Here is a 26675-nt window from a genome sequence, read left to right on the forward strand (position 1 = left end):
TTTTTTGTATGGGTTAACCGCCCAGTTTCAGTTAACGGGTTGTGTTGTAGAGGGAAAGAATGAGCCAAATTAAGGTGCTGATTGTAGATGATGCCCGCTTTATACGTGATCACGTTTCACGCATTGTAAGAGAACACTTTCCTGACTATCACATTGATTCCGCTGAAGACGGTGAAGTTGGTCGAAAATTGATGAGCGCGCAGGGGTATGATCTCATTCTTTGTGATTGGGAGATGCCTGGCATGTCCGGATTGGATCTTCTGCAGTGGGCGCGTAAGCAAAGTAGTTATGCCGATATTCCGTTTATTATGATTACGAGCCGCGGGGAGCGTGATTATGTTTTAAAAGCGATTCAGGCGGGTGTTAATGACTACATGGGTAAACCGTTTGAGGATGCGCAGTTAGTCGAGAAAATTAAAAAATATGTGGGTAAGCGCTTTGAGACAAGTGCTGAGTCTCGTCGTAAGGCGGCCCAAATGTTAGCGGCGGGTCAAACCGCAGCGGTGGCCAAAAAAGCGAAAAAGCCAAAAGGTCTAGCGCAGTTACGTGTGGCTGCGGGCGTGCTTCGTTGTGCGATTAAAGAGGTGACACTACAGTCGGTACAGGTGGTGGTGAAACGGGAAGATGGTATCCCACTGTTGCTTGAGCAGTCGGTGGTGGATATCGAGCAAGTAAGCGGTAACAGTGTTGCTCAGATGAATGGCTTTATCTCGGGTTTGCACGCTAATGAGAAAAGTACGCAAACAAACTTTATTAGCGTTGATATACAGTTTGTTGATAATGACCCCGAGAAGCTCGAAGTGTTAACCCATTATATTGCCAGCCTGGCTAAAAAACCGAGTTAGTGCTGAAGGGTTTTTTGCATAGTAAAGGCTGCGATGAAGCAGCCTTTAAGTCAATGAATAGGCGTCGATCGCTCGCTTAATATAGTGCCTTCTCATCTTTAATAACGTCGATCAGCACTTCAAGGAAAAGGCGATCAGCTTCGCTGTGTTCTAGCGGTATTTTAATGTTCGTGACTGATGATAGTTCATCCGCGATAACCACTGCTGCATTATCATCATTTATATGTTCTCGTGCTATTTTTAGCGCCGTTTCACAAATCTCGGGTTCAACAAGCACTTTTCGTATGAACGACATCAGTTCGTTAATCACGCGCTCTTTGTTCTTAATCTCAGCAATACTCATAGGGATCTCCTGTAAACGTATGGTCGAAGTGGGTCGGTTATTAGCACTTCGTCTCTGAGCTTTTTATAGCAAAACTATAACTCGATCTGCTTGTTCTGGATAGCATCTTGCCATAAACAGGCCGAATACGGCTGTTTTACCACCTTTTGGTTGAAAAAATAAACCGGTCTAGGCTACAATTACCGCCTCGAATTTTGAGACCTTGAGTATGTAGGTAACCCCGAAACTCAGGGAGACTGCTTTCTGTGAGCCGTTTCTCAAAGGTCTGTCGGTTAGGCGATCCCTAACACTGGCACACACCCGAACGTGAACCTTCGGCTCTACCCCTGGAATGGTTCAGAGTGAGATCGCTAGAGAGTCAAAAAATATTGTCTGGTACAGGCACGTTCAACGTTACAGAAACAAAAACTGTTAATTTCGTCAGTAACGAGACACTGACGTCGTTAGAGGGTGAATAAAGTGGAATTACTTTCAGGCGCAGAAATGGTTGTTCGCGCACTTCGTGATGAAGGCGTTAAATTTATATACGGATATCCTGGCGGTGCATTACTGCACATTTACGATGCGATCTTTACACAGGATGACGTCGAACACATTTTGGTCCGCCACGAGCAAGCTGCTACTCATATGGCAGATGCGTATGCACGTGCTACCGGTAAAGCCGGTGTTGCACTTGTTACTTCAGGTCCAGGCGCTACCAATGCCGTTACAGGTATTGCTACGGCTTACATGGACTCAATCCCAATGGTTGTTCTTACAGGTCAGGTTATGTCACACCTGATCGGTGAAGATGCTTTCCAAGAAACCGATATGATCGGTGTCTCGCGTCCTATCGTGAAACACAGCTTCAGTGTTCAGCGTCCGGAAGATATTCCAGAGATTATAAAGAAAGCGTTCCATATCGCTGAGAGTGGCCGTCCAGGCCCCGTTGTTGTCGATATCCCTAAAGATATGACAACACCCACAGAGCGTTATGAGTATGAATACCCTAAGAGTGTCAAAATGCGCTCTTACAACCCTATCTCTAAAGGGCATTCCGGCCAGATTAAAAAGGCTGTGGATATGCTGTTGGCTGCCAAGCGTCCTGTTATCTATGCGGGCGGTGGTGTCATTATGGGTGATGCGAGTCAAGAGTTGATCGCACTTGCTAAAGAGTTAGGTTGCCCCGTTACAAATACGCTGATGGGCTTGGGTGGTTTCCCAGGTACTGACCCTCAGTTTATTGGTATGTTAGGTATGCATGGTAGCTATGAAGCAAATATGGCGATGCATCATAGTGATATGATTTTAGCGGTCGGTGCTCGCTTTGATGACCGAGTAACGAACGGTACCGATAAGTTTTGTCCAACGGCAAAAATTGTTCATATTGATATTGATCCAGCATCGATCTCAAAAACGATTAAAGCCGATGTGCCAATCGTAGGGCCTGCGCAAGCGGTCTTAAAAGAGATGTTAGAGCAACTGCAAGCGGCGAAAAGCACGCCATCTGCTGAAAGCCTGAAAACATGGTGGGAGCAGATCGAAGAGTGGCGTGGTCGTCACGGCGGTCGTTATAACACCAATGATTCAGAACTCATGAAGCCTCAACAGGTTATTGAGATGCTGAGTAAAGTTACAAACGGCGATGCTTATGTTTGTTCTGACGTAGGTCAGCATCAGATGTTTGCCGCTCAGTATTATAAGTTCAACAAACCTAACCGTTGGATCAACTCAGGTGGTTTAGGCACGATGGGCTTTGGTTTGCCTGCTGCGATGGGCGTTAAGCTTAACTTTCCTGATGAGGAAGTGGTTTGCGTAACAGGTGAAGGTAGTATCCAGATGAACATTCAGGAGCTATCTACCATTAGCCAATATGGCATCCCTGTAAAAGTTATCTGCTTGAATAACCAATCCCTCGGTATGGTGCGCCAGTGGCAGGATATGAACTATGAGTCCCGCCATTCTCAGTCTTACATGAAGTCATTACCTGATTTCGTGAAGCTGGTGGAGTCGTACGGTCACGTAGGGATTAAAGTTGAGCGTTATGAAGATCTGGAAGGGGCGATGCGTGAAGCGTTTGCCATGAAGGATCGTATGGTATTCATGGATATCGCTGTAGATCCGTTTGAGCACGTTTACCCTATGCAGGTACCGCGTGGTTCTATGCGTGATATGTGGTTAAGCAAAACGGAGAGAACATAATCATGCGTCATATAATTTCTGTATTGATGGAAAACGAACCGGGCGCATTGTCCCGTGTAGTTGGATTGTTCTCTCAGCGCAACTTCAATATTGAGTCGTTAACCGTTGCACCGACCGAAGATGAGACGTTGTCTCGTTTGACGGTGACAACGATTGGCGATGACCGTGTGGTTGAGCAGATCACTAAGCAGCTAAATAAGCTGATCGATATCGTAAAGGTTGTTGACCTGACTGAGGGTGACCACCTTGAGCGTGAGCTTATGATGATCAAGATGAAAGCGAATAATGGTACTGTGCGCGCTGAAATTAAGCGTACGGCAGATATCTTTCGTGGCACCATCATTGATGTAACACCCAATACCTTTACCGTACAGTTGGTAGGTGCAAGCAGCAAGCTAGATGCATTTATCGAAGCCTTGGGTACCGCTAATATTATGGAAGTGGTGCGTTCAGGTGTATCGGGTATTGCACGTGGTGAGAAAGTTCTGAGCGTATAAATTCAGACAACGGTTAGAATCAAGCGGCATTCTGGTAACGGGATGCCGCTTTTTTTATGCCACAACCATATGTTTTGGTGGCGTTTTTAGCCTAGAGATCTTTAGTTATTATTGGAGAGGTGGCTGGTAACTGACCGAATGTTAGGCAATAAGGAGTTGTTTAAGCTCGGATATTTTCTCGCGAGAGATATCTAAATCAACTTTAATTGCCGTGTCGGCAGCGCGTCTTCGGGTCGTGTGATGTTTATCACAAGCAGATTTGCGGCGTTCAGGGCCGGGGTAGTTCACACGCTGTTGCTGAACAAACCAATCCTCAGCATGGTTAAGTGTGGGGAAGTAGGGGCTAACTTTACCCGCATCCTTCTCATACCAGTAATAAACAAATTGGTAGTTACGAAAGTCTTTGATGAGTTTAGGCATAATTTCTACAGCAGTGATACAAGGTATGTCTCTGTATTGTATCTGTAGAAAGCTGAACAAAAGCTGATAATTTTACAGGTTTATAAAATCTCGTATAAACCTGTAAAAAAAGGCGGCAGCTATAGATTAAGGTATCGGGTTTTACTGTGTGTTAAGCAGATGCTCATAACGTTTATCTGTGAGTGTTTTCATAAAGGCCACGAGTGCATCGATGCGTTCATCTTTGAGGGCAGGTCCTGTTTCTAACTCGGTTAATGATAAGTTTTGAGGGACTTCGGGTGCGCCCCAAGCCCGCCCTGTTTCAGGGTTGACCTGACGTTTACTGCTGCGGCTATTGTATTTATCGTAAAATAGAACAACCGTACGTAAGTCTTTAAAAACGCCATTGTGCATATATGGGCCGGTTACCGCGACATTACGTAGAGTCGGTACTTTAAATTTCCCCGCTTGTTTAGCATCATCAACCTGTGGATTGTTGAGTAAACCTGTATCCGCTGTATCAACAGGCACACCATTTTTCTTGCGCCCCTCAATGTTGGTTGGAACGCCAATGTTGTGATACTGGTAGTTAGTGAAGGTCTCTTGCGGATGACGTTGGGACGTGTTGAGTTGGTGACATAAATTACAGTTGGTGAACTGTTGAGAGAAGAATAGCGTACGACCTAACTCCTCCTGCTCAGTCATCTGGTATTCGCCTTTTAAATAGCGGTCATATTTTGAATCAAAGGGCGCGAACAGCTCAGTGCGCTCGAAGTGGGCAATACTGTCCGCCATTGCGGCATAGCTTTTTTCGTTGTCAGAAAAGATTGCCTCGCCATAAAGTGACTGTAGTGCGGCCACATAAGTGGGGTTTTCTTGTAGGCGCTCGACCATCGCCGCTTTACTCGGCATACCCATTTCGATTGGATTTGTGGGTGGGCCACCGGCTTGCCCCGCTAAATTATGTTCACGTCCATCATGAAATTGACCACCAACATACACCCCTTTTTCATTGACACCAAAATCAGGACTAAACATTGCGTAGGCGGCGGTGGGTGCATTTCGGTCACCGAGGGAGTGGCCGTCGTCGCCGAGAGAGTATGCGCCGTTGACACCATTATCGCGAGGGTCCACAAATGCATGACTTGGCGCATGACAGGTCGCGCAGGATTGGGTTCGGTTTGATGATAAGTTAGTGTCAAAGAACAGTTGTTGCCCTAACTGCTCTTTGCTTAGAGCCTGTTGGGTGTTATCGACATCATTATTATGGCCACAAGCGGTGAGCAGAAGTAAGGCGATGGACGATAAGAGTGTATGGCGAATATACATAGTAAATAGATTCAGTAATATAAATGTAATTGATAATGGTTATCGATAATAACCTGTTCTACTCGATTTTTATATTGATGCTTATCAAATAGTAGCGAGGGAGTGGGCCTTATTCCCTGTTTTACTTGGTATCTTGGGGGATAAGGCACTAAAATGGTCTGTAAAACGGTTAGGTGAGAGTTAGTGAAGTTTAAACAGCGGATGCTTGTGGTTGTTAGTCTACTTATTATCGTAGGATTTACGTTAACCGCCAGTGTGAGTTTTTACCTTTCAAGGCAAGCGGCTTTAGATTCCCTTGTTGAGCATGAGATGCCGTTAACCAGCGATAATATTTATGCTGAAGTACAACGGGATTTAATCAAACCGAGAACCGTTTCCTCATTTATGGGGAATGATACCTTTCTAGAAGATTGGATTTTAGGTGGTGAGCAGGATCCCACTTCGGTAACGCGCTATTTAAATGAGATTAAGCAGAAATATGGCGCATTTACTGCGTTTATGGTCTCCGATTTAACACGTAATTATTACCATGCCGAAGGTCTTCTTAAGCAGGTCTCCGAGAGCGACTCGCGGGATGATTGGTATTTTCATCTGCGCCAGATACCCGGTGATAGTGAGTTAAATCTTGACCCTGACTTAGCGAATGGCGATGAATTAACGATCTTTATTAATTTTAAAATTCACACCTCAGACGGCACATTTCTTGGTGCGACAGGGCTTGGCCTAAATTTAGCGAGTATCACGCAGACGTTTTCAGATTATCGTGAACGTTATGGTAATAACGTTTACCTTGTTACGCCGACGGGTAATCTTTTATTGCATGATCGCTCTACCCCTTTCTCGGAAACTCTCTTTCAAAAAATCGGCATACAATCAGTCGTTGATCAGGTTTTGTCTCAGCCAGAAGGGCGTTTCTCTTACGTGAAAGATGGAACCACTTATCTGCTTAATACGCGCCATATTGAGGAATTAAACCTGATTCTCTGTGTTGAAGCAGAGGAGGGGCAGGTTGATGATGCTCTTTTCCCACCGCTGTTTATTACCTTATTTGTCTGTTTTATTGTAACGGGTGTTGTGCTGATCCTGCTTCTTAAAGCGATTAATCATTATCAGCAGGAGTTAGAAGGGGTTGCTTGGCAAGACCCACTCACGGGGTTGCTTAATCGCCGCGCCTTCACTGAACGTTATGAGCGTATCAAAAGCAGTCACCTTAGGAGCGGTAAGCCTCTTGCTTTGTTAATGATCGATGTTGATCACTTTAAAGCGGTGAATGATCACGGGGGGCACGCCTTAGGGGATAAAGTCTTACAAACGATTGCACAGTTGCTTAACAGCAACCAGCGGCCTGCTGATTGTTTGGGGCGTTGGGGTGGTGAAGAGTTTATTCTTTTGTTGCCGGAAACGGACCTTGAGCAGGCGAGAGTGATCGCAGAACGTGTTCGCTTGAATCTTGAGACTGATGGGTTACTTGCTACGCTGTGCCCGCAGGGCGTGACACTCAGTATCGGTGTCGCTGTGGAGCAGGACGTATTTGATTTGGATGCCCATGTTTTAGCTGCCGATACGGCCTTGTATCAGGCAAAACAAGATGGCCGTAATTGCGTACGCACAGCGGAGTAATTATTTACGGTAGATCGTTTCGATTAAATGCCAACCAAACTGGGTTTTTACCGGCCCATGTACAACATGAAGCGGTTTTTTGAAGACAACATCATCAAACGGCTTCACCATCTGACCGCGTCGGAATTCACCGAGGTCGCCAAATCGTTTGGCAGACGGGCAAAATGAGTGTTTTTTTGCCAGTTTGCCAAAGTCAGCACCACGCTTTAACTGTTTTTTGATGGCTTCTGCTTGATCCCGTGTTTTTACTAATATATGCCGTGCGCAGGCGCGATTAGCCATGATGCTACCCCTTAAAATCTATCCCTTTATTTTACTGTAAAAGGGTACGTATTGCAGAAACATTCTGTCGGCGGCCGCAGGGCTTTATAGTAATGGCAGTGTTGCGGTGAGGGTTTCGCTAATGGGGGCGTTAATTTTTAAGTTGAGTAGCGGGTCTGCACGGGTGACGCCTAAGTTAAGTGCGGCAATCGGTTTATTCCATTCGGCTGCTTTTTTGCAAAACCTATAGCCGGAATAGACCATCAGTGAGCTACCTACGGTCAACAAAGCATCAGCGTTCTGTAAGGCATCTAACGCGCTAAATACGGTTTCTTTGGGGACATTGTCGCCAAAGTAGACGACATCTGGTTTTAATATGCCCCCGCAAGCCGAGCATTCCGGCACCTTAAAAAGGTTAAACTGTTCTGTTTCTAAATCGGCGTCGCCATCGGGCTTCGCCGCCACTTGGATCTGTTCAAAATGAGGGTTTGCTTGCGCACTGAGTTCATGGATATAGGTTCGATTGTAACGCTGTGCACATTGCATGCACTTTACTTTGTCGGAGCGCCCATGCAAATCGATAACTTGGTGACTGCCTGCTTTTTGGTGTAAACGGTCAACATTTTGTGTAATGAGCAAATGGATGTGACCTAATTGCTCCAGTTTGGATAGGGCTACGTGGGCAGGGCTTGGTTGGGCATCACGAATCGTTGGCCAGCCGAGTAAGCTCCGTGCCCAATAACGCTGGCGGGCATAATGACTGTTCATAAACTCATGGTGTTGTACGGGGGCGGCGTGCTGCCAGTTGCCCTGTTTATCCCTATAGGCAGGGATTCCCGAGTCTGTGCTCACGCCTGCACCCGTCAGGACGACTAGGCGAGGGTGTTCGCTAATAAAGGCAGCCAGTTGTTCTGCATGGGGCGTAATATTCATTAACATTTGACTCGTAAACGGTAACTGTAGTTTACCTTATACGAAAAAACCGCGCTCTCGGTTTAGAGGTGCGCGGTTTTATATGTTATTCAGTCGCTATTAGTGAAACTAATTATGCACCAAATTTTTCTTTTGCTTCGATACGACGACGATGAAGAACCGGCTCGGTATAACCGTTTGGCTGTTTGCACCCTTCGATAACGAGCTCACAGGCTGCTGCGAAGGCGATGCTGTCGTCAAAATTAGCGGCCATAGGACGGTAAAGAGGATCGTTTTCGTTCTGGCGATCCACAACGGCAGCCATGCGTTTCATGGTTTCCATTACTTGCGCTTCAGAGCAGATGCCATGACGTAACCAGTTAGCAATATGTTGGCTAGAGATACGCAGTGTCGCGCGATCTTCCATTAGGCCTACATCATTGATATCGGGCACTTTAGAACAACCTACACCTTGGTCGATCCAGCGAACAACGTAGCCTAAGATACCTTGTGCATTGTTATCGAGCTCCTGTTGAATCTCTTCTGCAGACCAGCTTGGGTTTGCTTCAACGGGAATGGTGAGAATGTCATCTAGGTTGGCACGAGAACGTGATTTAAGCTCGTCTTGACGGGCAAAAACGTCAACCTGATGGTAATGGGTAGCATGAAGAACCGCTGCGGTAGGCGAGGGTACCCATGCGGTATTTGCACCCGACATAGGGTGACCGATCTTAGCTTTTAGCATATTCGCCATTTGATCAGGGATTGGCCACATGCCTTTACCGATCTGCGCTCGACCTTGTAGACCACAAAGTAGACCGTTATCAACGTTCCAGTCTTCGTAAGCACCAATCCATGACGCGGCTTTCATATCACCTTTACGGATCATTGGGCCCGCTTCCATCGATGTATGAATCTCATCGCCGGTACGGTCAAGGAAACCTGTGTTGATGAATACCACACGTTCTTTAGCTGCGCGGATACACTCTTTTAGGTTGACCGTCGTACGGCGCTCTTCATCCATGATGCCCATCTTCATCGTGAAGCGTGCAAGGCCAAGCATATCTTCGATACGAGCAAATAGTTCATTCGCAAAAGCGACTTCTTCAGGGCCGTGCATCTTAGGTTTAACGATGTAGGTAGAGCCGGTTGTCGTGTTACTGAACTTGCCGGTGCCTTTCATGTCATGGATGGAGATAAGTGTTGTAACGACACCATCCATGATCCCTTCAGGTACTTCATTGCCATCTTTGTCCAAGATCGCTTCGTTTGTCATTAGATGACCTACGTTACGAACGAACATCAGGCTACGACCTTTAAGGGCGATAGTTGAACCGTCTAGTGCAGTAAACTCACGGTCAGGGTTAATACGGCGTGTAAACGTTTTGCCGCCTTTGTTAACCTCTTCCGTCAGGTCACCTTTCATTAGGCCTAACCAGTTACGGTAGATCACAACTTTGTCATCGCCATCAACGGCAGCAACGGAGTCTTCACAATCCATAATGGCTGTTAACGCCGCTTCCATGATGATGTCTTTAATGCCCGCAGCGTCTTCTTTGCCGATTAGACTGTCACGGTCGATCTGCACTTCAAAATGCAGGCCGTTATTTTTAAATAAGATAGAGAGTGGCGCAGACGTTTCACCGGTATAGCCGATAAGCTTTTCAGCATCGGCCAATGTTGCTGTGCTGCCGTCGCGCATGGTGACAACAAGTTTACCTTCGGCAATCGCATAGGCTGCAGAATCTTTGTGCGATCCCGCTGCCAGTGGTGCTGCTTGATCGAGGAATTCACGTGCTGCGGTAATAACTTTTGCACCACGTGCAGGGTTATAGTCTGCTGTTTTTGCAGCGCCGCCCTCTTCAGATACCGCATCGGTACCATAAAGTGCGTCGTACAGGCTGCCCCAGCGAGCATTTGCAGCATTCAATGCAAAGCGTGCATTCATGACAGGGACAACAAGTTGAGGGCCTGCCATTGTTGCCATTTCTGGATCAACATTTTCTGTTGTCGCGGTGAAATCTTCACCTTCAGGCAATAGATAGCCGATCTCAGATAAGAAGCCTTTGTAGGCCTCTAGGTTGAAAGCTTGACCTTGACGTTCGCGGTGCCATGCATCGATCTGTTCTTGGATCGCATCACGTTTCGCAAGCAGGTCGCGATTTTTAGGTGCTAGGTCGTGAACAAGTGCATCAAAACCAGCCCAGAATTGTTCGCTAGTTACGCCAGTGCCTGGCAGTGCTTCATTGTTTACGAAATTATATAGAGACTCTGCAACTTGAAGGCCGCCGCTCTGTACCCTTTGACTCATAATTATTTGCCCCAGTTATATGTTCCGACAGTCCTGGTGCGAGGCAACCGGGAGCTGAGTGGAGTAGAAACTGCTTTTGATTGCAGTTGTCTTTGTGCAATGCAACAGTAGCGTAAAGAAGGAAAAAAGTCGCCTGACTAGACCCTAAAGTATGATAAGCAAGCCTTATGTTCGGTATAAGTTGAGCGAATGGCTATAGTTATACGTTAAGGTTAGGGGCGTGTTTTCGTTGTGGCGGTGTTATTTAAAGAGGAAGGGATGGATCTATTTGATCGCGAGATACTAATTAAAAGCTTACCTGCCTATCACGATGCGACGCCCGGTCTGCTCAATAGTCAGGTTAAGGGGTATTTACAGATGTACCAACTCTTACCTTTAGTGACGCGAGCGCATTATAAAATGGGGCGTGTGGTGTTGGATGGTATTGAGGTAACGCTTCAGTACTATGGGCAGAAAAAAAGAGAGACTGCGCGTGGAACCGTTATCATCGTGCATGGCTACATGGATCATGTAGGTCTATATCGACATGTCATTGAAGCGTTGCACGACGATGGTTTTGATCTGCTCTGTTATGACCTCAGTGGTCATGGTCTTTCTGGCGGTGAGCCTTTATCGGTGGATAGCTTTAAACATTATGCTACCCAATTAGCCGAACTGATCACTACTGTGGAAGAGGATATTGCTTACCCGCTGCACTTAATGGGGCAGAGTACGGGGGCTGCGATCGTGATGGCCCATCAGTTGTTTTTTATGCATGAAAACCGCGCCCCTATGGGTGAGCGAATTCTATTAGCGCCATTAGTACGTTCGACTTCATGGCGTTCAGTCCAGCGCAAATTTCGTTGGTTTCAGCATATAGTAAAGCAAGTGCCACGGGGTCATAGCAATAACACCCATGACCTAGGGTTTCGGCAATTTATTAATGAGTACGATCCTTTGCAGCATAAAAAAATACCCGTGAACTGGGTAGGGGCAATGTTGATCTGGGGAGAGTGGATCGAGTCACATGCGCCGGTGGCGGGGACGATCCATATGATTCAAGGAACCAATGATGATACGGTCGATTGGCGTCACAATCTGGTGGTATTAGGACGTTTATACCCCGATTTGGCATTAACGTTGATCAAGGGCGCTAAACACCATTTAGTGAATGAAACACCCGCCTATCGTCACCAAGTATTTACAACGGTGCGGCAGATTCTTACTCACTGGGAAAATAAAAACGGGCGCCTATAAGGTCGCCCGTTTTATGTGTCGCTTTATGTGCGCTTGCTGCTTAGAACAAACGACGGCAGCGAATAGTGCCTTCGATCCGTTTTAAGTTTTCTAACGCAACTTTAGAGCAGTCTGCGTCTACATCAATGACGACATAGCCTACTTTCTCGTTGGTCTGTAGGTATTGGCCGCTAACGTTAATGCTGTTTGATGAGAACACGTTGTTAATGGATGCCATAATGCCGGGTACGTTGTTATGAACATGTAGCAAACGGTGAACATTTGGGTACTCTGGCAGTGCCACTTCAGGGAAGTTAACAGAGGTAATTGAAGAACCGTTATCACTATATTTGATCAGTTTTTCAGCGACTTCATAGCCAATGTTTTCCTGTGCTTCCATAGTAGAGCCACCGACGTGAGGTGTCAGAATAACATTGTCATATTTGCGTAGTGGTGAGATGAACTCATCATTGTTAGAGCGAGGTTCAACTGGGAATACGTCGACTGCAGCGCCTAGTAAACGGCCTGAATCAAGCGCTTTACATAGATCGTCGATAACCACGACGGTGCCACGAGCAGCGTTTAAAAAGATAGAGCCTTGCTTCATCTCTGCAAACTGAGCTTCGCCCATCATATCTTTGGTTGAGGGTGTTTCAGGAACATGCAACGTCACAATATCACTAATATTAAGCAGTTCTTTTAACGATCCCACCTGTTTGGCATTACCCAGGGACAATTTTGTCACTACGTCATAAAAGTAAACATCCATGCCCAGCGCTTCAGCAATGATACTTAACTGTGAGCCGATGCTGCCATAGCCAACGATACCAAGCTTTTTACCACGAATTTCATAAGAGTTTTTAGCCGATTTCTGCCATTCGCCGCGGTGAGCTTTAGCACTTTTTTCTGCAACGCCACGCAGTAATATGATCGCTTCAGCAATCACTAACTCTGCTACAGAGCGTGTATTTGAGAAAGGCGCATTAAAGACGGCAACCCCATTGATGGTCGCTGCTTCTAAGTTCACCTGGTTAGTGCCGATACAGAAACAACCTACCGCTACTAATTTTTTAGCAGCATCAAAAACTTTATCCGTTAGCTGAGTGCGGGAACGAATACCAATGAAGTGAACATCTTTTACACGGGCGATCAATTCGTCTTCTGGTAGTGAGCCAGTTAGGAATTCGATATTGGTGTAACCATTCTGATTAAAAGTGTCCACCGCAGATTGGTGTACGCCTTCTAGTAGCAAGATCTTAATTTTGCTTTTATCAAGAGAGGTTGTATTACTCATGGTAGTAGCTCTTTAATTGCGTGGTGATCGCCTATAACAGGTGCGCCACAGGTTTAGTCGCTGAAAAATTATGCGGGCATATTATCACAGCCTAAGTTGAAAAGGATGAATGAACAGTCCAGATTGCGGGAAAAATATTCAACTTAAGTTGAGGCAGATTGGATTGAATCAGAAAAGGGCCCTATTCTTACAGGCGTCCACTCGAAGGGATATTTTTTCCCTTCGAGTGGGAAGGGTGCATTCAGTAACGGTTATTTAGCCGTAGAAGCATAAGTAGGCAGTCGGTTGCTCAACTTTTAGCTGGAAACGTTGGTTAGCCACAACGTTGAACTCAGTGCCTGTCGGGAACGACTGAAAGGCGTCGCTATCTGGAAGTTTTACAATGAGTTCGCCGCTGACGACTTTCATTAATTCGTCTTCGCTTGTGCCGAATTCATATTCGCCAGGTGCCATGACGCCTACGGTTGCTTTACCTTCAGTATTTGTAAAACCAATCGATTTGACGGTTCCGTCGAAGTATTCATTTACATCCAACATTATCGTGCTCTCCTGAAATTTTCGCGAATCATAGAGATAAATGCAGATCGCTGCAAGCTGAGCGTTTATCGTGCTTTATCTTGCTGCCTGTTTGTTTGGCTGTGCTCTAAAAGAAAGTCGACAAAGGTTCGGTTCGCCTGTGAAAGATAGCCGCCTTTACGCCAAGCAATCGATAGGTCTAGCCATACGGATTTGGTGAAGGGCCTCGCCACGAGATCAGGCTCATCTTGAATCACCATCTCCATTAAAGTGGAGATCGCAAATCCCTGTTTTACGATCGATTTAATGAGCGGGATTAGGTTGGTTTCAAAGCTTATATTAGGTGTGACACCTGATTCGGCGGCGATACGGTCTACAACGTTACGATGAAAGTAGCCGCTGTTAAACATGACCAGTTCTTCGGCGAAGAGCTGTGGATAACTAATACTCTTTAATGCGGCGAAGGGATGGTCTTTGGGTGAGACGACCATCATTTGTGCACGTAAGAAGACTTCTGTTTCTAAAAATTCAGATGTGGTTTCGTCTACGATAACGGCAAGATCAAGCTCACCGGTTTCAAGTAGTTGTTGTAGTTTTCCCGCCCCACCATCGATCACTGTTAGGTTTAACTGTGGATAGCGGTGGCGAAACGCCATCAGTATGGGAGGGAAATAATAGGACCCCAGCATACTAGGGATACCTACACGGACATCGCCTCGAATTAATCCTTTTAACTCCTGCATCTCCAGCAAAGCATCTTCTGTTGCTTGCAGAATACGGCAGGCATGTTGGTAAAGGTGTGTGCCCTCATCGGTGAGGCTTATTTTACGGTCTTGGCGATGGAATAGGGTGAGCTCTAATTCGGCCTCTAGCTTTTTTATGGCCATGCTGATGGCCGGCTGGGCTATATGAAGATGGTCGGCGGCTTTTGTAAAGCTGCTGAAGTCGGCTACGGTTTTGAAGTAGGTCAGGTGTTTTATATCCATGCATAATATTTTCTTATGAAATGTATAAAAAGTATATATTTTTATTATTACTATTAGGTTGCTAATCTACTTTGCATAATGAGAGGTGTAGAGATGATTGAAGCAGGTACAGCACAGTTTTGGCGGGCCACATTGGCGTTATGCTTGGGGTCCTTTATGGTTTTCTCCAATGTATATATCACCCAGCCACTGCTTCCAATGTTGGCGAATGAGTTTCAAGTCACACCTTTGCAAGCGAGCTGGAGTTTAACCGTGACAACGCTCACGTTAGGCATCTCATTACTGTTTTTTGGTCCCATCTCTGATGCCATCGGACGCACACAGTTGATGCTGGGCAGTATGGCTGGTGTGGTTGTATGCAGCTTTGCGCTGTCACAGGTGAGCAGTTTTGAGCAATTAATACTGTTAAGGGCGGTACAAGGGGTGTGCTTAGCAGGGCTGCCCGCGATTGCTATCGCGTATATGGGCGATGAGTTCGGCCGTAATGCCTTGAGGGTTGCGGTGGGTTTGTACATTAGCGGAAACACGCTAGGCGGTATTGGTGGTCGCTTGATCGGTGGTTTTATCGGTGATTGGCTGGGTTGGCAAGAGGCGTTTGCGCTGATGAGCCTGATTAGTTTTGTCTGTTTAAGTGTGTTTGCTTGGATGTTGCCAGTGTCTGAGAATTTTACGCCTTCCTTATTACGTCCTAAACGTATTGTGGATGATATGTTGTCACACCTGCGTAACCCGTTACTGGTGTTGGCTTATTTAATTGGTGGTTTTAACTTTTTTATTTTTATCAACCAATATAGCTATGCCACGTTCCTATTAGCGGAGGCGCCGTTTAGTCTGCCTGCTAGTTTGTTAGGTATGTTGTTTTTGACCTATTTAAGCGGGACATTCGGCTCGGCCATCTCGGGTAATATTGCGGCGAGAATTCCGCAGCCTTTGGTGATTGCACTGGGTTGTTTAATCTTAATGTTAGGGACGCTGGTTACGCTCATCCCGTCGTTATGGGCGATTATTCTTGGCTTCCTTATTAATGCGTTTGGCTTCTTTGTAGCGCACTCTAGCGCCAGCAGCTGGGTGAGTCAAAATGCGCGTCATGCTAGAGCTACGGCGTCCTCTATCTATCTTGTGTTTTATTATTTGGGTGCCAGTAGCGGAGGTTTTTATCTGGATCCGTTTTGGCACTGGGCGGGCTGGTCCGGTATTGTTGTCGGCTCATTAATGGTATTAGTGTTCACCTTTGTTTTATCTATAGGGTTGTATTTACGTTCACGCCCATCGCTAGCTACTGAGCAAGGGTGCGGGTAAACTTAGCCTCTAAATTGACCTTTGATATAGTTGGGGAGCACTGATGAGTTATCAACATCGTTTTATTGACGGTACACCTGCAGGTTTACCTACAGGTAAAGTAATTTGTGTGGGACGTAACTATGCTGATCATGCCGCTGAGCTAAATAACCCTATTCCTACTGAACCGATGTTGTTTATTAAGCCATCCACCAGTGTGGTTGATATGGCGCAGCCTTTTGTAGTTCCACAGGGATATGGCTCCGTGCATTTTGAGACAGAGATGTCGATATTAATTGGCAAACGGTTGAGTCATGCCTCTGAAGATGAAGCGAAAGCAGCCATTGCGGGTGTTGGTCTAGGTTTGGACCTCACGCTTCGCGACCTGCAGGGGAGGCTTAAAGATAAAGGTCACCCTTGGGAAAAAGCGAAAGGCTTTGATGGTGCGGCTCCTTTATCGGTATTTGTTGCGCCGAGTGAGGTGCCGGATTTGCAGAATGTAGCGATTAAACTGACGGTCAATGGCGAGCTGCGTCAGTCGGGTAATAGCTCACATATGTTGAATCGCGTTTTGCCCTTGATTAGCCACAGTAGTGAGTTCTTTACCTTGGAGCCGGGTGATGTAATCTTGACCGGAACCCCCGCTGGCGTGGGACCTATATTGCCTGGCGATCAGTTACAGGTGGAATTGGCTGACCTGTTGAATATATCAACCCACGCGATCTAATGTGTCGTCTGTATTGTCGTACGGTGCTTTTTTGGGTGCTGGGGGTTTGTTCGTTCACGGCCAACGCTGATTACCGCTGGCAGGACCCGCATTATTTAATTAAGGCTTTTACCCAAGTCGCGTTGCGTAATGAGTATTCTCAGCAAGGTCAAGTTGTGCGCCGTTGGGAAAAGCCTATCCGTGTCTGGTTGGATCACCACGTAGGTGATAAAGGGTTGCATACGGACTTAGTACGTATGCATATCACGCACTTGTCCTCATTAATGCAGCGGCCTATCAGTTTTGTTTCGTCACCTGAGCAGGCTAATCTCAAAATTGTCTTTACGCAGCAGCGGGATTGGAAAGCGCAGGTGCGTCAGCTGTTTGGTGAAAAAGCAGAGAAGGCTGTACATGGTGCGGTATGTATGGCGAATTTTCATGTGAATGGTCATTATGAGATTGAACGTGCGAGTGTCATTATTCCTGTAGATCAAGCGCGAATGCATGGAAAATTAGTGGCCTGTATAGTCGAAGAGATTACTCAGGTCATGGGCTTGCCGAATGATTCTGATGAGGTATACCCTTCAATTTTTAATGATAAAACGCCAGAAAGCCTGCTCTCAGGCTTAGACGGTTTGTTGTTAAAGATGCTTTATAGCCCTAAGTTAAAAAGCGGTATGACGGAGAGTGAGGTTAGGCCTCACTTGGAAAAAATGATTGTTCAGTGGCAAGGTGACGGTACAATCAAGGCTGCGAGCCGCGAGATAAAACGCGGTGAACTTTATCCTTTATTAGGTTATTAAGGAGACTCCCATGTTATGGGTTAAAACCTTTCATATTCTTGCCATGACGAGCTGGATGGCCGGTATTTTTTACCTGCCTCGTATCTTTGTGCATTATGTTGAAGGTCGTGAGGCGGGGCAAGATGTCACTCGATTGGAGATAATGGCCGGTAAGCTCTATGGCTTTATGAGTATTATGGCGCTGTTTACGCTGGCGTTAGGTTTATGGTTGTGGCTGGGCTTTGGCTTTAGTGGTGGCTGGTTGCACGCTAAGTTGTTTTTTGTCGTGCTGTTACTGGGATATCACCACTGGTGTAAAGCGTATTTGAAGAAGATGAGGGCGGGGATGTTAGACCGAAGTGGTCGTTATTTTAGGTTATTTAATGAGCTTCCTCTTTTGATTTTTATACCGATCTTGATTTTTGTGGTGGTTAAGCCTTTTTAATAAAAGGCTTAATTTTCAGCCAAGGTTAGCAGCCTTGGCTGCAATTCTCGCGCTCAAACGTTCTACGCGTTCTCTCAATGTGTCTACCTCGCTGTAAAATTTATTAACCTCAGGGCGGGTAGGTATTACTCTGAACTCTTCTTTAAGGTATTCATCTAAATTTTGCAGGGCGCTTGTACCTGCATTCTTGTACCACTGAGCCTTCCAGCTTGCGTACAGGGCTAACTGATGGGCGGGTAGTTCACCAATAAGGTTAGCGATCATCGCTTCCCAATCAATTTGTGCGTCAGCCAAAATCTCTTGTAAACGGGTTGCAAGTACAGTGTCGCCGGTGATCTGGATGGTTTTGCCAAACATCGCATCCGCGCGGTCTGCACGGGTGATCAATGTTAAAAAGTCGATAGCGCGTCCACTAAGGATTGTGTCTGGGGTGTCATTATAAATCGATTGAAGTTGTAGGCCGTCTGCATTGGGTAAGAGGAATAGGCTTAATTGAGGCTGTGTTAGCTCTATAGAGATCACTTTACCGCTTAATCGTTCGAGATGTTGAAGGGTAACGGGATCCCGTTTTAGTAGCTGGTTGCAGATCTCTTCAGCCGTCGTGAAGAGGGTTGCTTGTAACATCTCGATCATTAGGTATGAACCTTTAAGGTTTAATACCGGTATGAAGGGCGACGATACCGCCTGTCATATTTTGGTATTTACAGTGCGTTAATCCAGCGTCTTGCATCATCGATTTTAAGGTCTCTTGGTCCGGATGCATGCGAATCGATTCTGCTAAGTAGCGATAGCTGTCGGCATCGCCCGCAATCATTGATCCCATTTGGGGAAGGATGTTGAAAGAGTAAAAATCGTAAGCTTTGGTCAATAATGGATTGTCTGTTTTAGAAAATTCTAACACCATGACTTTGCCGCCGGGCTTTAATACGCGGGTCATTGAGCGTAATGCAGCGTCTTTATCAGTGACGTTACGTAAACCAAATGCAATGGTGATAACGTCGAAGGTGTTATCCGGAAAAGGTAGGGCTTCGGCGTTGGCTTGGACAAACTCTACGTTGCCAGTGACGCCTTTATCCATCAGCTTGTCACGGCCAACTTTAAGCATAGAATCGTTGATGTCGGCTAGTACAACTTTACCTGTAGGCCCGACTAAACGGGAAAAACGCATGGTTAAGTCGCCGGTGCCGCCCGCGATATCTAATACCGTATTACCCGTACGTACGCCGCTTTGCTCAATGGTGATACGTTTCCAGAGGCGGTGAACGCCGCCGGACATGAGGTCATTCATCAGGTCATATTTTCCGGCCACGCTGTGGAATACATCGGCAACACGCTGTACCTTTTCTTCTTTTTTTACGTCTTCGAAGCCAAAGTGTGTTGTGTTGTCATTGTGCTGGTCGGTCATTTTTAGATGTCCTGATGGTGGTCTGTAATAGGGTTGTTGGAATTGTACCTATATGGATCAGTATTGTCTTGAAAATGTCTTTAAGAATTGTCGTAACGAGCGGGGTGTTAGCCCCGTCCGATGGCGATTAATCCACCATCGCGACTTTCACCGGCCGCTTTAAGTTTAGCTAAATAGGTTTCCCAGTACTGGTCGTAATTGTAGGCGAGGTCGTGTAGGCAGTCCCAGGTATAAAGGCCGCTGTCATGCCCATCGTCAAAAACGATTTTTAGGGCATAGTTGCCCGTGGGGATGAGTTCTTTAATCCCGACGAGCTTTTTGCCTGTTTGTAATACGCCATTACCTATCCCGTGACCTCTGACTTCGGCGGAAGGTGAGTGCACACGAAGGTATTCTGCCGTTAACTCGAAACGGTCGTCACCGTAGGTGAGTTCCAGCGTGCGAGATTTTTTGTGTAGCTTTATCTCGGTAGGTAATGGCGCTTTGGACATGGTTATCTCCTTGTTTACAGGATGTAGTGACTTAAGTCTTCATCCTGACTCAACTCACTGAGTTGTTGGTCAACAAAGGCTTTATCTATTTTGATGGATTGGCCGGAACAATCAGACGCCGAGAATGATAGCTCTTCTAGTAGGCGCTCCATCATTGTGTGCAGGCGACGAGCCCCAATGTTTTCAGTGCTTTCATTCACTTGGAATGCGAGCTCCGCAATGCGGTGTATACCCTCGTCAGTAAATTCAACATTCACGCCTTCGGTGTTTAACAGTGCGATATATTGTTCTGTCAGTGAGGCGTTAGGTTCTTTGAGTATGCGGCGGAAATCATCCGGTGTCAGTGCTTTTAATTCAACACGGATGGGTAGGCGGCCTTGCAACTCAGGAATGAGGTCTGAAGGTTTGGATAAGTGGAAGGCGCCTGAAGCGATAAACAGAATATGATCGGTTTTAATCATGCCATATTTAGTGCTTACCGTGCAGCCTTCAATCAGAGGAAGCAGATCTCGTTGTACGCCTTCGCGAGACACTTCGCCGCCACTGCTGTTTGAGCCGTTTTTGCACACTTTATCAATCTCATCGAGGAAGACGATGCCGTGCTGTTCGACGAGTTCAACTGCATTTTGTTTGAGTTCATCCTCTTTAACCATGTTAGCCGCTTCTTCATCGGTTAACATTTTAAAGGCTTCTTTTATCTTCATGCGGCGCGATTGTTTTTTGCCGCCGCCCATGCCGGAAAACATGCTTTGTAGCTGGTTAGTCATCTCTTCCATGCCGGGAGGGGCCATGATCTCGACGCCAACTTGAGGCTGGGCTACATCAATATCGATCTCTTTGTCGTCAAGCTGGCCTTCGCGTAGCTTTTTGCGGAAGACTTGACGTGTTGCGCTATCTTCCCGTTCGGCGGGCTGTTGATCATTAAGGTTGGCTGGGCGAGCGGGCGGGAGTAGTGCGTCTAATACGCGCTCTTCTGCCGCTTCTTCTGCGCGGAAGCGGACCTTTTCCATCTCTTGTTCGCGCAGCAGTTTGATCGACATATCGACTAAGTCGCGGATAATGGTTTCTACATCACGACCTACATAGCCAACTTCAGTAAATTTTGTCGCTTCTATTTTGATAAACGGCGCATTGGCGAGTTTTGCTAGGCGGCGAGCAATCTCGGTTTTACCGACACCGGTTGGGCCAATCATTAAGATATTTTTAGGCGTTACTTCAGTGCGCAGCTCATCGTTTAGCTGCATACGGCGCCAGCGATTTCGTAGGGCGATGGCTACCGCTCTTTTTGCTTCGTCCTGTCCGATGATATGGCGATCCAGCTCGGAGACGATTTCACGTGGGGTCATGTTAGACATAGGTTCTTAGTTCCTTAGCTGGCGACAGAATCAAGTTCTTCAATGGTTAGGTTGCCGTTGGTGAAAACGCAAATGCCTGATGCAATGAGTAGGCTTTTTTCAACAATCTCTTTGGCGTTTAGCTCAGTGTTATCAACGAGTGCGCGGGCCGCTGCTAGGGCGAAATTACCCCCTGAGCCGATTGCAATCACGCCGTCTTCTGGCTCAATAACATCCCCACTACCGGAAATAAGGTAGGTTTTTTCTTTGTTCGCGACCAGCATGAGTGCTTCTAGGCGACGTAGTACTCTATCGCTGCGCCATTCTCGCGCTAAATGGATAACGGCATTAACAATGTTGCCTTGGTGTTTCTCAAGCTGTTGTTCGAATAGGTCACGGAGGGTTATCGCATCAGCGGTAGAGCCTGCAAAGCCAGTAATTACGGCATGTTTAGCCAGAACGTTGACTTTTTTGGCGCTGCCTTTCATGACCGTGTTGCCTAAAGAGACCTGGCCATCGCCGCCGACTACTACTTTGTCTCCACGACGTACGGATACAATCGTTGTCATCTTCTGCTCCTAATGGGAGATTTAATTACCAATAACACGCAAAAAAACGATGTAGCGGGCGTGATATTGCTTTCTTTAAGGGGTTTACAGAAAGATGGTGACGCTGAGATGAATTTCAAGGCTTAATTGACTAAAAAGCCCAGCTTTATCGCTGGGCTTTCTCGTTTGTACCTGTATTGCGCCTTATTGCTTGATGCGTAGGGGTTGGATATTGAGTTGCACCAGTTTGTCATAGGCTTTTGAAAGCTTGGAGCGGTTATCAAAAGGCCCTAAGCGAACACGATACCAAAGGGTGCCGTCTTTGTTTTTACTGGTGTCCGTATGGACGCTAGGTAAGCCTTGTAGAATGAGTTGAGCGCGCATTCTTTCTGCGTCGGCTTTTACTTTGAAAGAGCCGGCCTGAAGTAAGTATGAGTGTTCAGATTTTGCGTTTTTGGGCGTGGATTTATACACATCCACTTTAGCCGTTTCAACTTCGCTCTCTTTTAGCATCTCGTAAAATTCAAAACGGTTGGTGTTTTCGGTCGTTGTGGATTTTTCGATGACGGGGGGGTTGCTGGCAGCGGGAGTTTTAGGCGCTACTTTGGGGCTGCTCTTGGGTGCGGCTTTAGGTGCAATATGAGTGATCGGGGTTGCTTCTGAGCCCGGTGTGACTTGGGTTAGTTTGAATAGCCCATAACCAAGGCCTCCCAATAAGATAAGGGTGAGTGCAAGTAGACCTGTGGGAAAGCGCTTTTTAACTTTTGCAGGCGCTTTCTTCGGTGTCGGTCTTGAGCGGCTAGCGGATGCTGCGCCGCGTTTGTTTTTTGCATAGTCCTTACGGGAGGCCATAGTGTTACATCTGCTCCGGTGCGGTTACGCCGAGTAGGTCTAAGCCGTTGGCTAAAACGTGGCGTACGGCTACCGCAAGCGTTAGGCGGGCATTACGCACATTGTCATCATCGACTAAGGTTTTTTCCGAATTATAGTAAGTATGGAAGTCCCCTGCGAGGTCTCGAAGGTAGTTAGCAATTTGATGTGGCTCACGGGCATCGGCTGCATTTTTAACGACTTCAGGGTAACGGCCTAAATTGATAATCAGATTTTTTTCTGAGTCTAGCTCTAAAGCCGAAAGGGCGGCTTTACCGGTTTCAATATCCCACGTTCGGTTGTTTTCAGCCAGTTTGCGGAAGATTGAACATACGCGAGCATGGGCATATTGAATATAGTAGACAGGGTTGTCTGCCGACTGTGAACGTGCCAAGTCGATATCAAAGGTTAGGTGACTGTCTGACTTACGTGCGGCTAAGAAGTAGCGAGTTGCGTCACGTCCTACTTCATCGATGAGATCGCGCAGTGTTAAGTAGCTGCCTGCACGTTTGGATATTTTTACCTCTTCACCGCCGCGCATAACGGTAACCATCTGGTGAAGTACGTAATCAGGCCAGCCTTGAGGGATGTCTGCCTTGAGGGCTTGAAGGCCTGCGCGGACGCGGGTAATTGTACTGTGATGGTCGGCGCCTTGTTCATTGAGTACGCACTCAAATCCACGCTGCCATTTGTCTAGATGGTAAGCAACATCAGGTACAAAGTAGGTATAACCACCATCGGTCTTGCGCATTACGCGGTCTTTGTCATCCCCAAAATCGGTAGTACGTAACCAGAGTGCGCCACCGTCTTCATAGGTGTAACCGTTTTCGATCAGTGTTTGTACTGTGCGTTCTACTTTTCCTTCCTCATAAAGGGAGGATTCAAGGAAGTAAACATCAAAATCAACGGCAAACGCTTTGAGATCGAGGTCTTGTTCGCGTCTTAAGTAGGCAACGGCGAAATGGCGAATGGCTTCTAAATCATCAGCATTTTTCGTTCCAGTAAATGACTGGTCTTCAGATTCAACGGTGTCACCGCGCATGAAACTATCAGCAAGTTCGATAATATAGTCGCCGCGGTAACCATCGGCGGGCCAGCTTGCATCATCCGGTGTTAACTTTTTGCAGCGCGCTTGTACAGATAGCGCCAGGTTGTTGATCTGTTGGCCCGCGTCGTTGTAGTAAAATTCGCGGGTTACATCCCAGCCATTCGCATCCATGATACGGCAAAGGCAATCACCGACAGCGGCTCCGCGACCATGACCTATATGAAGCGGGCCTGTTGGGTTCGCCGATACGAATTCCACTTGGACTTTGCGTCCAGCGCCTTCGTTATTACGACCATAATTCTCTTTTTGCTCAAGAATCGTGGTGAGTAGACTGCTGGTTGAGGCTTCACTAATGAAAAAGTTAATAAAACCCGGTCCGGCTATTTCGGTACGCGTCAGGTTGTCTGATTGAGGGAGGGCTGCAACCAGTTTCTCGGCGAGTTGTCGAGGATTACAGCGTGCGGGTTTTGCCAGCGTTAGCGCGATATTGGATGCATAGTCGCCGTGTGACTTGTCTCGTGTGTTTTCAACCATAATGTTTGGTTGCACGTCGTCAGGCAAAGTGCCGTTTTCAATCAATGTTTTTAGGGCAGAATCGATAAGTCCTGCAATAACTTGTTTCATTAGCGTACATACTACCGTTTGAATGATTCGGTGGGCCTGAAGGCGTTTCTGGTTTTGGCTCGGGCGATCTTCTCCCTTGCTTGTTGCCGTCATCGAAGTTAGGCCGCTGAAGAACCGCGTATTATCCCTGTAAATCGGAATTTTGTTAAGGGGCAGAAGGGCTCTTCTGTTTAAAAAGTGTCTGCTGGATCGACATCTATAGACCAGCGGACCTTTCTAGACTCTTTATTTTGCTCTAAATACCAGCATAGGTTGGCTAATAGCTGGTGAAGTGCCTTTCTGTTTTCAGCATAGATCATGAGCTGCGCTCGGTGCATCCCCGCTCGCTTTTCCATCGGTGAAGGAAACGGGCCTATCCAGTGAACGTGTTCAGGGAGGAGTAAATCATCTTCCAGTTGCTGTCTGAGCGCCCCTAGAAAAGACTCGGCGCGGTATTTTGTGGTTGTTTCGGCGCGTAGCAGGGCGTAATGGGTGTAGGGGGGGAGTTGAGCCACTTTGCGGTTATGGAGTTCCTCTTGGGCGAAGGCGCTGTAGCCGTGTTCAACCAACGTTTGTAAAGTGGGGTGATCGGCGTGATAGGTTTGCATTAAGACGGTGCCTGGGTCTTCAGCTCTGCCCGCCCGTCCTGCGACTTGGAGTATGAGTTGCGCGGTTCTTTCCATGCCTCGGAAATCGGCACTAAATAAACCACTATCGGCGTTGATTATGGCCACTAAGGTGACTTTGGGAAAGTGATGCCCTTTTGCCAGCATTTGGGTGCCCACAAGGATGCAGGGTTCACCGGAGTTAACGCGGTCCATAATGTCATGCATCGCATTTTTGCGTTGGGTACTGTCCCGGTCAACGCGGATCACTGGGGTATTAGGGAATAGTTGTTGTAGTGCTTGTTCGCTACGTTCTGTGCCGACACCTACTGGTTGGAGCTGGTCGCTATTGCATTCAGGGCAGTGGCGAGGGATGCCGTGCTGTTTGTCACAGTGATGGCAGTGCAGATGAGGAGGCTCTCTATGCAGTGTCATGTGTGCGTCGCACCGGTCGCAATCGGCGATCCAGCCGCAATCATTACAACTCAGTGTAGGTGAATAACCGCGACGATTTAAAAATACCAACACTTGAGTGCCATTGGCCAAGTGTTGGCGCATCGCGGTAATCAGTTGTGTGGAAAGTCCTTCGCTTAGTTTTTCTTGGCGAATATCCAGCAGCTTAAACGTGGGGGCGAGTGAGGTGCCAGCTCGCTGGGTTATTTTCAACCATTGGTAACGCCCCTCTTTGGCGTTGTGTAACGTTTCCAATGAGGGGGTTGCGCTGCCGAGTATGATTGGTGTTTCCTCTGCTCTAGCGCGCATAACGGCCAGATCCCTCGCGGAATAACGGAACCCGTCTTGCTGTTTGAAGGAGGGGTCGTGCTCTTCATCAATGATGATAATGCCGGGATGTTTTAGCGGGGTGAAAATAGCGGAACGTGTGCCGATCACTATTTTTGCAATACCTTCTCTGGCCTGTAGCCAAGCATCCAGTCTTTGACGGTCGGTTAGGTTGGAGTGCAGCACAACGATAGGATTATTAAAACGTTGCCTGAAACGCGTTACCGTTTGCGGCGTTAAACCGATCTCAGGGACTAAGATTAAGGCTTGCTTCCCTTCATTGAGCTTTTTTTCGATCGCTTGTAGATACACTTCGGTTTTACCCGAGCCGGTAATGCCTTCGATCAGGTTGGCGGTAAAGCCTGGTAACTTATTGATTTGGTCCAGCGCGGATTGTTGTTCTGCATTAAGGGTTAAAGGCGCTTCGTGTAGGACTTGTTCATGATGAGATGGGTGTGTGCGTTGAAAGGATTCAACGAGTTGTTTCTCTTCAAGCGCCCGTAAGGTCGTGGTATTGCCTCCTTCCGCTTTGATGGCGTCGAGGCTTATGCCGGATGGGTGTTCGTTAACTAATGCTAACAGCTCAATTTGACGGGTCGCATTACTTTTGAGTGTATTCGGGTCTGCATCAGCGACAGCACGCCAAAGTATTTCGTGTTGGTATTCACAGGCATGACCCTTTCTGAGCAGTACGGGAAGAGCTTGTTGTAAAGCATCGCCTTCAGGATGTTGATAATAGGACGCCGCCCAGCGTGCGAGTTTAAATAAATGGGCGGGTAGTGGAGGCTGTTGGTCGAGAATTTTTTTTGCCCGTTTGAGCTTGCTTCTCTCAAACTGCGTCTCGTCTGTTATTTCGACTAAAATGCCAATTAGGTCGCGGTTACCGAAAGGAACGAGCACCCTGACGCCTAGCTCTACTGTAGCCAGTTCAGTTGCTGCGGGAGGCAGGTAATCGAATAATCTGCGCAGTGGGCTAGGTATGGCGAGGCGTAATATGGTCATAATTGTTATGGCTGCTCATTTTTTAAGCGTTATTATGTTGATTAGCTGTATGTGCATGCGTATAATCCG

Annotated in this window: 26 protein-coding genes; 9 read left to right on the plus strand and 17 right to left on the minus strand. The window is 47.0% G+C overall.

Annotation, left to right across the window (positions count from 1 at the left end; translation table 11 throughout):
- Positions 1-59 precede the first annotated feature (59 nt).
- Positions 60-845 carry a response regulator gene (locus A3773_RS05615; RefSeq protein ID WP_067983928.1) on the plus strand — a complete coding sequence of 262 codons (786 nt, stop codon included), beginning with the start codon at positions 60-62 and terminating at the stop codon, positions 843-845.
- A 76-nt stretch (positions 846-921) separates the two neighbouring features.
- Here A3773_RS05615 and A3773_RS05620 read toward each other — a convergent pair whose 3' ends face one another.
- Entirely contained in the window at positions 922-1188 is a 267-nt protein-coding gene (locus A3773_RS05620; protein ID WP_067983930.1) for a hypothetical protein, read from the minus strand.
- 459 nt (positions 1189-1647) lie between these two features.
- Here A3773_RS05620 and A3773_RS05625 point away from each other — a divergent pair, with 459 nt between their 5' ends.
- Positions 1648-3369, plus strand: a complete 1722-nt coding sequence (locus tag A3773_RS05625; RefSeq protein WP_067983932.1) for an acetolactate synthase 3 large subunit — start codon at positions 1648-1650, stop codon at positions 3367-3369.
- A gap of 2 nt (positions 3370-3371) precedes the next feature.
- Positions 3372-3866: an acetolactate synthase small subunit gene (ilvN, locus tag A3773_RS05630; protein WP_067983934.1), complete on the plus strand. Its 495-nt coding sequence runs from the start codon at positions 3372-3374 to the stop codon at positions 3864-3866.
- A 141-nt stretch (positions 3867-4007) separates the two neighbouring features.
- Here ilvN and A3773_RS05635 read toward each other — a convergent pair whose 3' ends face one another.
- Positions 4008-4286 carry a hypothetical protein gene (locus tag A3773_RS05635; protein ID WP_067983936.1) on the minus strand — a complete coding sequence of 93 codons (279 nt, stop codon included), beginning with the start codon at positions 4284-4286 and terminating at the stop codon, positions 4008-4010.
- Positions 4287-4427: 141 nt separating this feature from the next.
- Complete coding sequence (locus A3773_RS05640) at positions 4428-5594, minus strand: cytochrome-c peroxidase (RefSeq protein WP_067983938.1); 1167 nt, start codon at positions 5592-5594, stop codon at positions 4428-4430.
- A gap of 183 nt (positions 5595-5777) precedes the next feature.
- Here A3773_RS05640 and A3773_RS05645 point away from each other — a divergent pair, with 183 nt between their 5' ends.
- On the plus strand, positions 5778-7214 hold the full coding sequence (locus A3773_RS05645) for a sensor domain-containing diguanylate cyclase (protein WP_067983940.1): 1437 nt from the start codon (positions 5778-5780) through the stop codon (positions 7212-7214).
- On the opposite strand, the gene A3773_RS05650 is transcribed toward A3773_RS05645, so the two are convergent.
- From A3773_RS05650 to A3773_RS05660, 3 genes are all read right to left on the minus strand, one after another.
- Complete coding sequence (locus A3773_RS05650; protein ID WP_067983942.1) at positions 7215-7496, minus strand: peptidylprolyl isomerase; 282 nt, start codon at positions 7494-7496, stop codon at positions 7215-7217.
- Between the two features lie 84 nt (positions 7497-7580).
- Complete coding sequence (locus A3773_RS05655; RefSeq protein ID WP_231902152.1) at positions 7581-8414, minus strand: NAD-dependent protein deacetylase; 834 nt, start codon at positions 8412-8414, stop codon at positions 7581-7583.
- A 106-nt stretch (positions 8415-8520) separates the two neighbouring features.
- A complete protein-coding gene (locus tag A3773_RS05660) occupies positions 8521-10698 on the minus strand; it encodes a malate synthase G (protein WP_067983945.1) in 2178 nt (725 codons plus the stop codon).
- Positions 10699-10929: 231 nt separating this feature from the next.
- Here A3773_RS05660 and A3773_RS05665 point away from each other — a divergent pair, with 231 nt between their 5' ends.
- Positions 10930-11934, plus strand: a complete 1005-nt coding sequence (locus A3773_RS05665; RefSeq protein WP_067983947.1) for an alpha/beta hydrolase — start codon at positions 10930-10932, stop codon at positions 11932-11934.
- A gap of 40 nt (positions 11935-11974) precedes the next feature.
- Here A3773_RS05665 and serA read toward each other — a convergent pair whose 3' ends face one another.
- The 3 genes from serA to A3773_RS05680 all read right to left on the minus strand — a co-directional run bounded on the left by serA (position 11975) and on the right by A3773_RS05680 (position 14709).
- Positions 11975-13207: a phosphoglycerate dehydrogenase gene (gene serA / locus A3773_RS05670; protein WP_067983949.1), complete on the minus strand. Its 1233-nt coding sequence runs from the start codon at positions 13205-13207 to the stop codon at positions 11975-11977.
- A 255-nt stretch (positions 13208-13462) separates the two neighbouring features.
- Positions 13463-13744 (minus strand): pyrimidine/purine nucleoside phosphorylase, encoded by a 282-nt coding sequence (ppnP, locus tag A3773_RS05675; protein ID WP_067983952.1) that lies wholly within the window; start codon positions 13742-13744, stop codon positions 13463-13465.
- A gap of 65 nt (positions 13745-13809) precedes the next feature.
- Positions 13810-14709, minus strand: a complete 900-nt coding sequence (locus A3773_RS05680) for a LysR family transcriptional regulator (RefSeq protein ID WP_067983954.1) — start codon at positions 14707-14709, stop codon at positions 13810-13812.
- Between the two features lie 93 nt (positions 14710-14802).
- Between A3773_RS05680 and A3773_RS05685 the strand changes: the two genes are divergently transcribed.
- Genes A3773_RS05685 through A3773_RS05700 form a run of 4 tightly spaced genes read left to right on the plus strand, consistent with a single transcriptional unit; the run spans position 14803 to position 17920 of the window.
- Positions 14803-16008, plus strand: coding sequence for an MFS transporter (locus A3773_RS05685; protein WP_067983957.1), 1206 nt, complete (start codon positions 14803-14805; stop codon positions 16006-16008).
- A gap of 43 nt (positions 16009-16051) precedes the next feature.
- A complete protein-coding gene (locus A3773_RS05690) occupies positions 16052-16714 on the plus strand; it encodes a fumarylacetoacetate hydrolase family protein (RefSeq protein ID WP_067983959.1) in 663 nt (220 codons plus the stop codon).
- Positions 16714-17496 (plus strand): DUF2927 domain-containing protein, encoded by a 783-nt coding sequence (locus A3773_RS05695; protein ID WP_067983961.1) that lies wholly within the window; start codon positions 16714-16716, stop codon positions 17494-17496. The genes A3773_RS05690 and A3773_RS05695 overlap by 1 nt, the downstream gene beginning before the upstream one ends.
- 10 nt (positions 17497-17506) lie before the next feature.
- The gene (locus A3773_RS05700; protein ID WP_197462728.1) at positions 17507-17920 is read left to right on the plus strand and encodes a CopD family protein; all 414 of its coding nucleotides are present in this window, start codon (positions 17507-17509) and stop codon (positions 17918-17920) included.
- Between the two features lie 15 nt (positions 17921-17935).
- Here A3773_RS05700 and A3773_RS05705 read toward each other — a convergent pair whose 3' ends face one another.
- The 8 genes from A3773_RS05705 to A3773_RS05740 all read right to left on the minus strand — a co-directional run bounded on the left by A3773_RS05705 (position 17936) and on the right by A3773_RS05740 (position 26606).
- Positions 17936-18553: a ubiquinone biosynthesis accessory factor UbiJ gene (locus A3773_RS05705; RefSeq protein ID WP_067983964.1), complete on the minus strand. Its 618-nt coding sequence runs from the start codon at positions 18551-18553 to the stop codon at positions 17936-17938.
- A 13-nt stretch (positions 18554-18566) separates the two neighbouring features.
- On the minus strand, positions 18567-19325 hold the full coding sequence (gene ubiE / locus A3773_RS05710) for a bifunctional demethylmenaquinone methyltransferase/2-methoxy-6-polyprenyl-1,4-benzoquinol methylase UbiE (protein WP_067983966.1): 759 nt from the start codon (positions 19323-19325) through the stop codon (positions 18567-18569).
- A 107-nt stretch (positions 19326-19432) separates the two neighbouring features.
- Positions 19433-19816, minus strand: a complete 384-nt coding sequence (locus A3773_RS05715) for a gamma-butyrobetaine hydroxylase family protein (RefSeq protein ID WP_067983968.1) — start codon at positions 19814-19816, stop codon at positions 19433-19435.
- Between the two features lie 14 nt (positions 19817-19830).
- The gene (hslU, locus tag A3773_RS05720) at positions 19831-21171 is read right to left on the minus strand and encodes an ATP-dependent protease ATPase subunit HslU (RefSeq protein WP_067983970.1); all 1341 of its coding nucleotides are present in this window, start codon (positions 21169-21171) and stop codon (positions 19831-19833) included.
- Positions 21172-21185: 14 nt separating this feature from the next.
- Complete coding sequence (gene hslV / locus A3773_RS05725) at positions 21186-21719, minus strand: ATP-dependent protease subunit HslV (RefSeq protein WP_067983972.1); 534 nt, start codon at positions 21717-21719, stop codon at positions 21186-21188.
- Positions 21720-21902: 183 nt separating this feature from the next.
- A complete protein-coding gene (locus tag A3773_RS05730) occupies positions 21903-22550 on the minus strand; it encodes an SPOR domain-containing protein (RefSeq protein WP_067983973.1) in 648 nt (215 codons plus the stop codon).
- A gap of 4 nt (positions 22551-22554) precedes the next feature.
- The gene (gene argS, locus A3773_RS05735) at positions 22555-24240 is read right to left on the minus strand and encodes an arginine--tRNA ligase (RefSeq protein ID WP_067984210.1); all 1686 of its coding nucleotides are present in this window, start codon (positions 24238-24240) and stop codon (positions 22555-22557) included.
- 170 nt (positions 24241-24410) lie between these two features.
- A complete protein-coding gene (locus A3773_RS05740) occupies positions 24411-26606 on the minus strand; it encodes a primosomal protein N' (protein ID WP_067983975.1) in 2196 nt (731 codons plus the stop codon).
- Between the last annotated feature and the right edge of the window lie 69 nt (positions 26607-26675).

Origin of the sequence: Neptuniibacter pectenicola, from assembly GCF_001597735.1 — a bacterium.
Lineage (GTDB): Bacteria > Pseudomonadota > Gammaproteobacteria > Pseudomonadales > Balneatricaceae > Neptuniibacter > Neptuniibacter pectenicola.

Bases quoted from the DNA above. Each gene is read 5' to 3' on its own strand.
- A3773_RS05640 (WP_067983938.1), bottom strand. From the start codon at position 5,594: ATGTATATTCGCCATACACTCTTATCGTCCATCGCCTTACTTCTGCTC.
- serA (WP_067983949.1), bottom strand. From the start codon at position 13,207: ATGAGTAATACAACCTCTCTTGATAAAAGCAAAATTAAGATCTTGCTA.
- ppnP (WP_067983952.1), bottom strand. From the start codon at position 13,744: ATGTTGGATGTAAATGAATACTTCGACGGAACCGTCAAATCGATTGGT.
- A3773_RS05660 (WP_067983945.1), bottom strand. From the start codon at position 10,698: ATGAGTCAAAGGGTACAGAGCGGCGGCCTTCAAGTTGCAGAGTCTCTA.
- hslV (WP_067983972.1), bottom strand. From the start codon at position 21,719: ATGACAACGATTGTATCCGTACGTCGTGGAGACAAAGTAGTAGTCGGC.
- A3773_RS05730 (WP_067983973.1), bottom strand. From the start codon at position 22,550: ATGGCCTCCCGTAAGGACTATGCAAAAAACAAACGCGGCGCAGCATCC.
- A3773_RS05620 (WP_067983930.1), bottom strand. From the start codon at position 1,188: ATGAGTATTGCTGAGATTAAGAACAAAGAGCGCGTGATTAACGAACTG.
- A3773_RS05740 (WP_067983975.1), bottom strand. From the start codon at position 26,606: ATGACCATATTACGCCTCGCCATACCTAGCCCACTGCGCAGATTATTC.
- A3773_RS05685 (WP_067983957.1), top strand. From the start codon at position 14,803: ATGATTGAAGCAGGTACAGCACAGTTTTGGCGGGCCACATTGGCGTTA.
- A3773_RS05680 (WP_067983954.1), bottom strand. From the start codon at position 14,709: ATGGATATAAAACACCTGACCTACTTCAAAACCGTAGCCGACTTCAGC.
- ubiE (WP_067983966.1), bottom strand. From the start codon at position 19,325: ATGACCGACCAGCACAATGACAACACAACACACTTTGGCTTCGAAGAC.
- A3773_RS05615 (WP_067983928.1), top strand. From the start codon at position 60: ATGAGCCAAATTAAGGTGCTGATTGTAGATGATGCCCGCTTTATACGT.
- A3773_RS05690 (WP_067983959.1), top strand. From the start codon at position 16,052: ATGAGTTATCAACATCGTTTTATTGACGGTACACCTGCAGGTTTACCT.
- A3773_RS05655 (WP_231902152.1), bottom strand. From the start codon at position 8,414: ATGTTAATGAATATTACGCCCCATGCAGAACAACTGGCTGCCTTTATT.
- A3773_RS05650 (WP_067983942.1), bottom strand. From the start codon at position 7,496: ATGGCTAATCGCGCCTGCGCACGGCATATATTAGTAAAAACACGGGAT.
- A3773_RS05695 (WP_067983961.1), top strand. From the start codon at position 16,714: ATGTGTCGTCTGTATTGTCGTACGGTGCTTTTTTGGGTGCTGGGGGTT.
- A3773_RS05715 (WP_067983968.1), bottom strand. From the start codon at position 19,816: ATGTCCAAAGCGCCATTACCTACCGAGATAAAGCTACACAAAAAATCT.
- hslU (WP_067983970.1), bottom strand. From the start codon at position 21,171: ATGTCTAACATGACCCCACGTGAAATCGTCTCCGAGCTGGATCGCCAT.
- argS (WP_067984210.1), bottom strand. From the start codon at position 24,240: ATGAAACAAGTTATTGCAGGACTTATCGATTCTGCCCTAAAAACATTG.
- A3773_RS05705 (WP_067983964.1), bottom strand. From the start codon at position 18,553: ATGATCGAGATGTTACAAGCAACCCTCTTCACGACGGCTGAAGAGATC.
- A3773_RS05700 (WP_197462728.1), top strand. From the start codon at position 17,507: ATGTTATGGGTTAAAACCTTTCATATTCTTGCCATGACGAGCTGGATG.
- A3773_RS05635 (WP_067983936.1), bottom strand. From the start codon at position 4,286: ATGCCTAAACTCATCAAAGACTTTCGTAACTACCAATTTGTTTATTAC.
- ilvN (WP_067983934.1), top strand. From the start codon at position 3,372: ATGCGTCATATAATTTCTGTATTGATGGAAAACGAACCGGGCGCATTG.